Below are 12205 nucleotides of genomic sequence, written 5' to 3'. Positions count from 1 at the left end.
ATTCTCGGTGCCCGTTGCTTTCACTGCGATATGGATTCGAGATACTGGTAGTCCCTGGTCGCCGCTTCGATGGCCGTCATACCGATGAATGGAGGTTCCTGCTCGATGTAGAAGTGCTCGACACCTGCCGCTTTGGCAACGGCCAGGATTGGCTTGTATTTGATGTAGCCGGTACCCAGCACCGTTCCCTGCGGCACATCGGCCTTCTCAAGGGAGGTGCTCGGCTGCGATCTCCGCATGAAGTCCTTGATATGGACCATCCGATAGCGATTGGGATAACGCTTGAAATAGTCGATCGGGTTGTAGCCGGCGGCGACCATCCATCCGCAGTCCAACTCCAGTTTCACCAGGTCAGGATCTGTGGCTTCTATAAAGATGTCGTACCCAACTCTTCCCTGTTCAAACTTCTTGAACTCGGTATTGTGATTGTGAAAAGCGAGCTGAAGGCCCGCCTGCTTTGCTGCTCCGCCAAGCTGATTGAAATATTCCGCCATTGCCTTGTACTCGTCCACTCCTGCCTCACCACCAGTTCGACTGCGACCGAACTTTCCGATGAAGGAGCTCACCACATAGTGGACGCCGAGCGTATTGGCCTGCTCGAAGATGGCGCTCGGATCAACCTCACCCCAGTTGAAGAAGTGCGTACTGTTGCACTTGAGACCAGCCCTATCCAACGCTGCTCTAAATTGTTTTGCGGATATCCCCGGGAGCGCCGCCCCCTCCACTTCTTTGTAGCCAATATGTTGAATGGTGTTCAGGGTGGCGTTGACATCTGCCTTCAGCTCTTTATCCACGGTGTAAAGCTGGATGCCCGGATAGGTCACCATAGGCTCGGCCCAGAGCGCAGTCGTGAGTGTACTGGGAGCAGAAGCGCCGGTAAGAGCGACGGCACTTGTACGCATAAACGCGCGACGCGTAATCGGCATGGTCATGATGGTAGTCTTCTCCTTGAGCTTGATTCCTGCGGTCGTGGTTCTTGAGGACTAGTAGAGCGGCTGCGAAGCGTCAGGGCAACGTGAAGGCGACGTATACGCCTTTCGCCGGCGCAATCTGATAACGCCCGCCACCCGTCGCAACAACGACGAACTGCTTTCCATCGACCATGTATGTTGCTGGAGTTGCTCTGCCCGCATATGGGAGTTTTGTCTCCCAGAGCAGTTTTCCGGAGCGAGAATCGAAGGCATGAAACTTGGAGTCATAGAGACTCGCCCCGATGAATACAACCCCACCAGCCGTAACGATTGGGCCGCCATAGTTTTCCGATCCGGTGTTTTTCACTCCCTTCGCTGCAAGCTCTGGATACTCACCGAGGGGAACCTTCCAGAGGTATTCCCCCGTATTGAGATCGATTGCATTCAGCGTGCCCCATGGTGGAGCGATCGCTGGGTAGTGATCCGGATCAAGAAACTTTCGATAGCCTGTGAAGCTGTACTGAGGGCCGGCTTTATCTGACGACACGCCGGAAGTGGGTTCCATTTCCTTTTTGTCACCCGAAATGGACGCAGGGTCTTTCAAGAAGGACAACAACCCGTCCAGTTGCGAATCACTCAGACCCGGAAATGTTGGCATTCGACCTCTGCCATGGTGGACCACTGCTTTGATCTGGTCGTCTGTCAGCCGCTTGTCGATTTGAACCAGCGATGGGAATCCCGGAGGTGAACCGGCACGGTCCGCGCCGTGGCAGACGCTACACTGGCTCCTATAGGTTTCCTCGCCAGGGCTCTTGGCCATGCCACTTCTCTGCAGGCCTCCCGTCCAGGCCATTTCGTTGACATTGATATAGATGACTCCGCTCTTCACATCAATGGCGGGACCGCCCCATTCAGCTCCCCCGTCGAAGCCAGGGAAGATAACGGTCTGCTTGTCGAGGCCGAATGGAACAAACTGCCCTTCAGAGCGGAACGTTCGAAATTGTTTGACCGCCCATTCGTGTGCCTCAGGCGTGCGCGTCGTCAGCATGTCCTCGGTCAGGATCTGCCGAGCGTATGGCTCCGGCTTCAACGGATGAGGTTGGGTCGGCGATGTCACCTCACCTGGAGTTGCACTGAAGGGGTATTCCCGCTCCTCGATTGGAAACAAGGGCTCTCCCGTCGACCGATCGAAGAGGTAGAGGAAACCCTGTTTCGTCGTCTGTGCAATGGCATCGATGGTCTTTCCGTTACGCCTGACCGTGACAAGCGATGGCGCCGAGGGAAAGTCTCGATCCCATATGTCGTGATGCACGCCTTGAAAGTGCCAGATCCTTTTGCCCGTATTTGCATCCAGGGCCAGGAGTGTGTTCGCAAACAGATCGTTACCGAGCCGATCGCCGCCATAGAAGTCGAAGGATGCCGAACCGGTGGGAACGTACACAACCCCTCTCTCCGCATCCAGGCTCATGCCGGACCAGTTATTCGCCGCTCCAGAGTGTTGCCAGGCATCCGCCGGCCAGGTGTCATATCCAAACTCGCCTGGATGAGGAATGGTGTGGAATGTCCAGCGCGTAGCACCTGTATGGACGTCGTAGGCCCGGATATCGCCGGGTGCGGCCGGTAAGGTCTCCGGCATCTCCCCGCCAACAATGATGAGATCTTTGTAGACAACTCCAGGCGTCGTCAGAGCGATGGACTGAAGTTGATAGTCACCGCGAAGGCCTTTCCTTAAATCGATACGCCCAGCCTCTCCGAACCCCGGGATTGGCTTTCCCGTCTGCGGATCAAGCGCATACAGATAGTTCATGATTCCCGCGAACAGCCTGGCCTGCTTACTGTCAGTCCAGTACGAGAGGCCACGAGTGGGCTGTTCCGCGGGCACGCCCGAATCAAACTTCCACAGCAATTTACCGGTTGCCGCGTCCAGTGCGATGACTTTCTGGGAGGGCGTATATGTATACAGCACTCGCCCGATGACGAGAGGGTTCGTTTCCATACCGCCGTCTTCGCCAGTTTCGAAGGTCCAGGCAACCTTCAAATTGGAAACATTGGTGCGATTAATCTGGCTCAGCGTTGAATAGTGGTCATTTGCCGGTTGCCCCCCGTAAGAAGGCCAATCCTTCACCTCACCCCGGGATTCTGATGACGAATGGGCAGCGGAGGCAATCGGAGTCCAATGAAGACCAACACCCCCTGCAAGGAACGTGGCAGTGAAAAACGCTATCGTTGTCTTCTTCGAAAACATGTCGCCTCTCTAAACCCAACCGCCATCAACAACGAAGCTTTGATTGGTAATCGCAGAGCTGTCATCCGATGCCAGGAACAGGACCATGCGAGCAACATCGTTTGGAAGGACGCTTGTCTTCAGTGCCTGCCTGCCCATGATCTCGGCCTCATATTCCGGGGTCCACCAAAGCTGCTTCTGACGTTCTGTTGCAATGGCTCCGGGCAAGACACTGTTTACCCTGATCTTCGAACATCCGAGTTCATGCGCCATCGCACGCGTCAGGCCAACAATCGCCGCCTTCGCCGTCACATAGGCCGGCAGCCCCATCGACGGGATCCGCCAGGCAATCGAACTCATGTTAATGACTGACCCGCCTCCGGCTGACGTCATCGCCGGACTCACGGCCTGAATCGTAAAGAAATGGTGTCGGAGATTAACGTTCATCCGGTTGTCCCAATATTCCGGGGTCACATCCTGCATGTCATGACGGTCATCGTTCGCAGCGTTGTTGATCAGAACCCGAATTGTCCCGAAGTGCTCCTCGACCTGCTGAATTGCCGGTCGCAAGGCGCTTATATCAGTGATATCGCAGCGGATGAAGAACGGCTGATGCGTGGATCTTCCCTTAAGGCTGTCAATCAACTCCATTGCTTGATCGACGGCAATGTCGAGAAACCCTACTTTGGCCCCCTGAAGCGCGAACTGCTCCACCATGGCTGATCCGATTCCAGAGGCTCCGCCCGTAATCAGAACGACTCGATCACACAGGCTTGGATACGCCGCATAGTGATTGTTCCCAGTCATCTTTACTTCCCTCCCTCCGATACCACTCTGGTGCACGAGTTCAATCGAAGGCGGTTGTTCGAGAGGCGTTCGCGACCACGCGTGATATGAAGAGTAACGCACTTGGGCTTTCCAACTTGACCCATTAAAACCATGGTGGGAGATTACTCACTGGTACCAATGGGCTTCAATCGCTCTTCTTTATGTAAATGAGTCATACCTTTACACATTTGCCCAACACGAAAGACGCGGATTGGCCATCGTGACGAAGCTATTTGCAACGGCCTAAATCGCAGAGATTCGACGATATTTGCCCGGAGTCTGCCCGAAGGCGGCGACAAAGAGCGTGGTCATGTGCTGCACTGACCGAAAGCCCGTTTCCGAGGCAATTTGTTTCAGTGGCATTTCGGTCTCTGACACCAGCCGCCTCACCCGTTCCAACTGTGTGTGACGTATTGCAGTGTGAATCGAATAGCCGAGAGCCGAGGCAAAGCGAGTCTCAAGACCAGAACGAGAGATGGCAACAGCGTTCACAACATGAGGCACCTTGATACCGTCGGAGGAATGGTCGCGTATAAAGGCCATGGCCTGCGCAACCTTAGGATCATCGATCGCTAGAACGTCAGTCGATTGGCGGGTAACGATACTTGTGGGGTCTGAGACATAATGCCGCTTCCTTGAATGCCGTCCCTCGATCATTTGGTCGAGTAGTGCTGCCGCCGCGTAGCCCAACCCTCTTGCCCCCTGTTCCACGCTGCTAAGGGGTGGACTGCTCAAACGGCATAGGAGTTCGTCATTATCAACGCCGACAACAGCAACCTCATCAGGGACTGCAATATCGTAAGCACGACATGCTTCGAGCACCTGCCGGCCACGGTTGTCATTGGCGGCCATGACGCCAAGTGGCTTTGGGAGTGTGCGCAGCCATTCGCCCAGGGAACGTTGGAGTGTGGCCCAGTTGTGATTTGACCGGGGGTAACGATCGAATACATCGCAGGATGCCGCTCGCCTTCGGAGATGATTCACAAATGCTTCCTGGCGTTCCTGCGACCAGCCGTTGATCGGGCTCTTTGCGTAGCCGCAGTAAGCGAAGTGTTTAAACCCACGCTCCAGGAGGTGATCGGCGGCTAGTGTCGCGATTGCTTTGTTATTCGTATAGAAGTACGGGATAGAACCCTCTGTATACCACCCATACCCGCCGCCGAAACCAACGACAGGCAAGCGTGCCTGAGTGACACGACGCGCGATTCCAGGGTCATCGAAGTTCCCGATGATGCCATCGCCTTCCCATGTGCGCAGATCGGGTAACCTCTGGTCTTTCAAGGCATTTTCTTCGATGAAGACACTGTAACGATGGCCCTCCTGCAAATATGCCGCTACTCCGGCCATCACCTTGAGGTCATAGGGTGACCGGGCGTCATAGATAAGAGCGATCTTGCGAGTCTGTCGGGGCATTAATAGGCAAGAGTCTAGCACTACGAATGAAAAGGACACACCATCCATCACGGCATGCTGTGACGGATGGTGTGCGAGGAGGGCTACGACACGGTCAGAAATCGTACCTTAGAGCGAATTGGGCGATTCGTGGATCACCGGCGTTGGTGATCTGGCCGAATGCCGGCGAGGTCATTGTTGTACTCGGCTGGCCGAGATTGGTCCAATTCATCAGGTTGAAAAGGTCAGCACGGAACTGGAACGCACCTAGCTCACCGGGCAGGCCGAATTTCTTCATGATGGAGATATCGTTTTGAAGGAATCCAGGCCCGACGATAGTATTGCGTCCGACGGTGCCGAACTTACCTGGCCCGGGCTGGGCGAACGATGTGGTGTTGAAGTATTTGGCTTCCAACTCTCGCCGCGAACGGCCGAGATCAAGGTTCGGCTTTCCGACAACGTCCGCTCTTATCATGCCGCCATTCGGGCGCGAGTATCCGATGAGAGCATTGTCCTGACCGGAGTAGACGGATTGAGGTCTGCCGCCGTTATAACGGAAGATTCCGCTCAGCTTCCACCCTCCGGCGATTGCAGTAAGAAATCCTTTGCCGTTGAGGGCCGGAAGATCCCATAACCCATTGATTGCGAAGATCTGTCCGACGTTGAAGTCGGACAGTCCACGTTCCGCCCGTCCCCAGTTGTTCGGGTCTTGAGCGCCGGATCCAAGTAAGGATTGGGACCTGTTGTCGATCGACTTGCCCCACGTATAAGAGCCGTGCAACGAGTAACCGTGAGCAAACCTCTTTTGCACACTCATCTGGAGAGCATGGTAGTTCGCGTCGGTATCAGAGAACAGGCCCGGCATGCTGCCGTAGTATTGCGGAAAGATCGGACGCCGCGACTGAGCGTTATCTTCCGTCGCACCTGGGCGGTAGACCGCAGCGTTGATGTCGCGGGAATCATAGAGATGGTGCGACACGGTTCCAACGTACGCAGCTTCGGCGAAGATGTCTGAACCAAACCGGCGCTGGAGATTGAGATTGAACTGTTGAATATCCGCCGGTCGATAGTCCGGATCGATGTACGACTGAGTAATCCCGGGGAACGGCCCGAAGCTTGGCTTTTTCGGGTCATACGGTAGGGGGTCCGTCTGCCCTGCCCAGGGATTTCTGGTGCTCGGCGGAGTGGTGCTGAAGCTTACGAGAAACGGTTCGTTATTCGTCTGGATAGCTTCGACTTCCTCGTTGATCGCGGCGTGGAACATTCCCCAGGCACCGCGCAGTGACGTTGACCCGTCGCCCAAAACGTCCCAGGCAAAACCGAGCCGAGGTTCGGCTCCCCACTTCCAGCCGTTATACAGGCCTGCCAAGACGCCTTTATCACCAGGTACGACAAGTTGAGGAGGTGCGGTCGGATAGACCGTTGATTGCGCGCCGGGTGTGTAGGTAAAGGTCGAAACATTACCACGCTTTTGTGTCCAGGGTGTTTGATAAGCCCAACGCAGACCGAGATTGACTGTCAGTCTCTTGGTTAACTTGTAATTGTCTTGAACGAACGGCTGGACGATAGTGGAGGTTCCATTGTCGATGATTGTTGTCGTTACATTGAAGTTCTGAGGACGGCCGACCAGGAAGTCCGCGGCAGAATTACCCGTATACAAGCCGGAGAAGTTCAAACCCATCGCCGGATAAGCGAGGTCTCCATTCCCTTGATAGTTGACCATGATGCCGGCCTGAATGGTGTGGCTCCCATGCATCCAGGAAAGGTTGTCATCGATTTGACGGAAATAGGATGGCTCATCGATAAACCAGCCGGTGCCCAGCGAGAAACCGCTGGTGCTAATTGATGGAGTCTGAGGATATGGAGTGAATCCATTGGTGTTAATGCCGAGCTCCTGGGCTGACTTGCCGTTCTTCGTCGTATCCGAGATGCCCTCCGGGCGCGAGTAAGAAACCTGAGCTAAATTAACCAGATTGGCAGTAAAGGTATGGGTCCAGTTGAGCGCATAGCTCTGGAATGTACCGCTTGAAGGACTTGCAAAGAACGGAATCGCACCTGGCGAAACACTTGAGGTGTTGTTCCGGAACAAGCGGAACCAGACCCTGTCATTTCCCCCAAAGGCCTGATCGAACTTGAAAATGTACTGATTCGCGGTGGTTGGTACGGCCTGCGAAAGCCTTAGGCTTCCATCGGGCTGATTGGGTAACGGGACATAAAGGTTCATCACATTCGTCGCGATGCTATCGATCCGATTTGCGGGAATGATGTTGCCCGGAAAAGGCAAGCCGGTCGCTGGATCCTTAATCACCTGTGAGGGAAGGAGGGCCGAAAAGTCGCCTGTCCGTTGAGGCGCCGTTAGCGGATATGCCACCGTAAGGGCCTGCTGGTGAATTCTAAGACCTTCGTACCCAAAGAAGAAAAATGACTTGTTGCGGCCGTTATACCCGGGAACGATCACCGGTCCACCAATATCAGCGCCGAATTGATTTTGGCGCAGCATAGGCTTCTTTGAGCCCCGAGGAGTAAAAGCGTTCGCAGCATCAAAGGCGTCGTTGCGCAAATACTCCCAAAGGCTACCGTGAAACTGATTAGTACCCGACTTGGTAACCGCGAGGATGACACTGCCGCCGGCCCTTCCATACTCGGCACCATAGCTGTCGGTAAGAACCCGGAACTCTTCCAAGGCATCTACGGTCGGGAGGTTTTGGCTGGTGTTCGAGATTGCATCGGTGAAAGTGGTGCCATCGAGCATCAGGTTGCCGAAGTCTGTGCGGCTTCCGGAGATGCTGAATGAGGGGCCGCTGCGAGCCCAGGTGACATAGGTAGGTGTATTCGAAACGGCCACCCCAGGAAGTGTCTGAAGAAGCCCCAGTGCATTTCGTCCATTCAATGGAAGGCTGTTCAAACGGGCGGTATCGATCGTCTGTCCCAACGTCGCGTTTGTTGTCTCGATGTTTACCGCATTCCCCTCAACCGTTACCGATTGGGTCACCGCACCGATCTGAAGTTGCACATCGATACGAATGTTCTGCGCTACCGGAACAAGAATATCGGTGCGGGTAAACGTCTTGAATCCGCCGGCTTCGACATTCACCGAGTAATGACCAACGGGTAGAAGTGGAACGGAATAGGTTCCATCTGTTGTCGAGACAGTTTCTTTCGTAAACCCTGTATCGGTGTCTGTAACTCGCACTCTCGCCGCGGAAACGACTGCACCATTTTGATCGGTGATTACCCCCAGCAACGATCCGGTGGTCTGCGCAAGACCAGTTGCACAAACCAGGATAGGAAGCGCCACCAGAATCAATTTTTTCCGCAAAACGTCCCTTAGTCGGCCCAGGGGGCCTCTGTTGTAATTCATGATCTGCCTCCGATTCACATCTTTTGGAGCCGCCCGGTCCATGCTCACGATTGTGAAAAGGCGCAGGGTCTGCAGATCTCAGACGGCTTACCGATGAATCGGGAAAACGGTAATTGACAGAAATCACCACTAGCAATGCAGGTGATTTATGTAATTTGGGCAAAGTTTTACAGTTTTTACTAACCCTCAATGAGCGCGGTGAGTCTCTCTCTAACCCTCAGCCATCGCGTGTGCTTTCCGGCGGATGTTTTGACACGAGCTTGCGTGCTGATGGCACACGAATGCTCTGTTCTTGTCTCAAACAGAGTCAGGAGAACTATCAGCCACAAATAGAAAGGAGGAGTTTTCCGGTTGATCGACGGCTTTCCAGCTCAATATGAGCTTTGCTCGCCTCTTCCAACGTGTAAGGCGGCCTCACAAGCAGTTTCAACTTCCCGCTCTGATACATCTCAAAGATGGGTTCCATGATGGAGATGAGTTGTTCCCGCGTTCTCACATAGTCGATTGAAACTGGCCGCGTAATGAATAGCGATCCCATCGGCGCCAACCGGCTGAGGTCGAATGGCGGGACAGCACCACTCGATGCCCCATAAAGGGCCAGTAGACCACGGGGGCGAAGACATCTCAATGATTGTTCGAATGTTGACTGTCCGACGCCGTCATAGACAACATCAAGCTTTGCTCCGTTAGTGACTCTTACCACCTCTTCATCGAACTTCGTTTGGGTATAGAGAATCACGTGGTCCGCGCCCGCTTCACGGGCCAGTCCAGCCTTCTCTGGAGTCGATACCGTTGCGAACACGGTCGCGCCTGCGAGCTTTGCCATCTGAGTCAACAGGTAACCCACTCCGCCGGCAGCCGCATGGACCAGAGCAGTACTTCCAGGCTTTAGTGGAAACGTGAGGTGGCTTAAGAAGTAAGCAGTAACGCCCTGGATCATCAGAGCGGCAGCGTTCTCCAGGTCCATGCCAAAGGGTACGGGAACTACCCTGTCTGCCGGTATCGCTACCTTTTCCGCGTAGCTTCCCAGTGGGCCGAACCATGCCACTGCGTCCCCTATGGACAAGCCGGTTACGCCTTCACCCAGCGCCTGGACATACCCTGCCCCCTCGCCTCCGGGGATGAACGGTAGCGGAGCTTTGTAGTGACCTTGACGGTAATACACATCGATGAAGTTCACACCCGAAGTATGGACCCTGATCAATACTTCCGCGAATTTAGGCACGGGATCGGGAAGCTCGCGGAGTTGAAGAACTTCCGGCCCTCCAGGTACTTGAACCTGTATCGCTTTCATCTGCGGCCTCCCCTTTTGCAGCGATGATGCAGCTAGCACTGTCGTCCGTCGGAGCGTCCCTCAAACTCTGCGTTTGCACGCGCAATCGCAGAGTGAAGGCGTTCCGCCGTAAATGGCCGGACCACGACTGTAAGATCTCCGGCATCAATAGAACCCCGCCAACGTGTCGGGCTACCACTCGGCGAATACATCACAATGGACGGCCGCAACCTCATCGCCGCAAGTATGCCACGCAAGAGCGCTCGATGGTCATCAGGCAACACACCAAGTGGTAATACCGCGACCGCGTAACGAGAGTCCGTACATCTCTCAATGAATTCCCTGACGGTTGTACAGATCTCAAGATCTCCCTTGACCGCAGCCGGAAGCTCTTCCATCAGTTCCCGGTCTTGCGGCCTTATCAAGGCAATTACACCTGAAGCTCCCGGAACGATCTCGCCCGCTCCGGAAGGCTCCGGCGGTCCGTCATCTTTTGCGGGTTGCCATGTCATACAGGTGCCAGATGCAATATGGAGGACTTGCGTTAGTTGAGTAGATGCTCATGAACCTTTTCGAAGAGGAGATGATTGTCCCTATAGTCCACGTACATTCCAAGGAGAACAGGACCTGGAACCTCAAAGGCCTTCCGGAGTTGAGGGCCGATCTCATCGGGTGACTGAATCATCAGACCCGTTGCACCAAATGCTTCCGCATATTTCACAATATCGACAGGACCAAAGCTAATGCCTGAGGTCCTCTTGTACTTCGCCTGCTCCTGAACCGCCACCATGTCGTAGCTTCCGTCGATCCAGATCATGTGTACAAGATTCAATTTGAGCCTTACCGCTGTCTCAAGCTCCATGGCTGAGAAAAGGAATCCACCATCCCCGGAGATAGACAGCGTCTTCTCATTGGGCCGTACCAGGCAGGAGGCAATCCCCCAAGGCAGAGCAACTCCAAGGGTTTGCTGGCCGTTGCTGATTAGAATCTGACGGGCCCGGAAGCTATACAGGAAGTGGGCAATCCAGAGATGAAACGACCCCATATCCAGGCATACGGTCACGTCATCGGCAAGCCACTTTTGAAGCTCAGCCACAATCCGTAGCGGATGGATCGGACTTGCAATGTAACGATCTGCCTCCTCCATGCGAAGTCCTCTCTTCGAGGCGAGGCTGTCAAAAAAACGCTCGACATCCGGTGCAAGAATGATTGGCTCTACGAGTTCGGTCAGAGCGGAGAGGCTGGCGGCAATGCCGCCTAATACTTCCACGGCGGGGGAATAAAAGTTGTCGACATCGGCACGTGTCGAATCGATGTGAACAATCTTCGCGGTTCGAGCGTGGTTCCATATCGACGGATCATACTCAACGGGATCATAGCCGATAGTGATAATGACATCGGCTGCGGTAAGCAGCTCATCACCGGGCGTATTGTCCAACTGCCCTATACGCCCTGCAAAGTTTTTGAATAGGTCGGCTGATACTGCTCCCGCGGCCTGAAATGTTCCAACAACGGGGATATGGCTCTTTCGAATGAAAGCGCGGATAGCATTGGCATTCTCCGGACGGCTTGCGAGCAAGCCTAATAGAATCACGGGACGCTGTGCACCTTTTAGGATTCCGGCCGCGGCTTCGAGCGATTCGCGGCTTCCTGGCCCGAACACAGGGCCTGTGAGCACGTCCAGCACCTCGCACGCCGCTTCGCCTTCCATGATGTCCTTCGGAAGGCTGACAAATGCAGCGCCAGGGCGATCTGATTCAGCAGAACGAAATGCATTCGCCATGACCTCCGCGATAGAGTCGGGAGAGTTCACCTCTGCACAATACTTTGTTACCGGTCTCAGAACCGAGACCGACTGAAGAGTTTGGTGAATCTGCTTCAGGCTCTGTGAAGTCGCTACAGAACCGCCGAGGGCTACCATCGGGTCGCCCTCGCTGTTGGCTGTCGCGAGGCCGGTTGTAAGATTGCTGACACCGGGCCCAGAAGTCGCGATCGCTACGCCGGCCTTCCCGGTAAGCCTGCCGATGCCTCCAGCGATGAAGGCTGCATTCTGCTCGTGACGACAGACAACGGTTTGGATCGGGGAGGTTGCAAGCGTATCGAACACCTTGTCGATCTTTGCGCCGGGAATGCCGAATACATATTGAACGCCATAGCGATTCAACGACTCCACAACAATCTCAGCGCCGTTCTTCTTCAAACTCATCTTGCCCTCT

7 protein-coding genes are annotated in these 12205 nt (G+C 54.7%); all 7 read right to left on the bottom strand.

All coding sequences use genetic code 11. From position 1 onward, the window contains the following. Positions 1-20: 20 nt before the first annotated feature. The 7 genes from FTW19_RS13470 to alsS all read right to left on the bottom strand — a co-directional run bounded on the left by FTW19_RS13470 (position 21) and on the right by alsS (position 12195). A complete protein-coding gene (locus FTW19_RS13470; RefSeq protein ID WP_147648115.1) occupies positions 21-932 on the bottom strand; it encodes a sugar phosphate isomerase/epimerase family protein in 912 nt (303 codons plus the stop codon). A 73-nt stretch (positions 933-1005) separates the two neighbouring features. Then, entirely contained in the window at positions 1006-3156 is a 2151-nt protein-coding gene (locus FTW19_RS13465) for a PQQ-binding-like beta-propeller repeat protein (protein WP_147648114.1), read from the bottom strand. A gap of 9 nt (positions 3157-3165) precedes the next feature. After that, entirely contained in the window at positions 3166-3942 is a 777-nt protein-coding gene (locus FTW19_RS13460) for an SDR family NAD(P)-dependent oxidoreductase (RefSeq protein WP_147648113.1), read from the bottom strand. Positions 3943-4206: 264 nt separating this feature from the next. After that, the gene (locus tag FTW19_RS13455; protein WP_187142971.1) at positions 4207-5376 is read right to left on the bottom strand and encodes an AraC family transcriptional regulator; all 1170 of its coding nucleotides are present in this window, start codon (positions 5374-5376) and stop codon (positions 4207-4209) included. 94 nt (positions 5377-5470) lie between these two features. After that, on the bottom strand, positions 5471-8716 hold the full coding sequence (locus FTW19_RS13450) for a carboxypeptidase regulatory-like domain-containing protein (protein ID WP_187142970.1): 3246 nt from the start codon (positions 8714-8716) through the stop codon (positions 5471-5473). Positions 8717-9035: 319 nt separating this feature from the next. Further along, positions 9036-10010, bottom strand: a complete 975-nt coding sequence (locus FTW19_RS13445; RefSeq protein WP_147648110.1) for a quinone oxidoreductase family protein — start codon at positions 10008-10010, stop codon at positions 9036-9038. A 523-nt stretch (positions 10011-10533) separates the two neighbouring features. After that, positions 10534-12195, bottom strand: coding sequence for an acetolactate synthase AlsS (gene alsS, locus FTW19_RS13440; protein ID WP_147648109.1), 1662 nt, complete (start codon positions 12193-12195; stop codon positions 10534-10536). Positions 12196-12205: the final 10 nt, after the last annotated feature.

This window comes from Terriglobus albidus (genome assembly GCF_008000815.1).
GTDB lineage: Bacteria > Acidobacteriota > Terriglobia > Terriglobales > Acidobacteriaceae > Terriglobus > Terriglobus albidus_A.
This window is presented reverse-complemented; position numbering and strand designations above follow the sequence as displayed.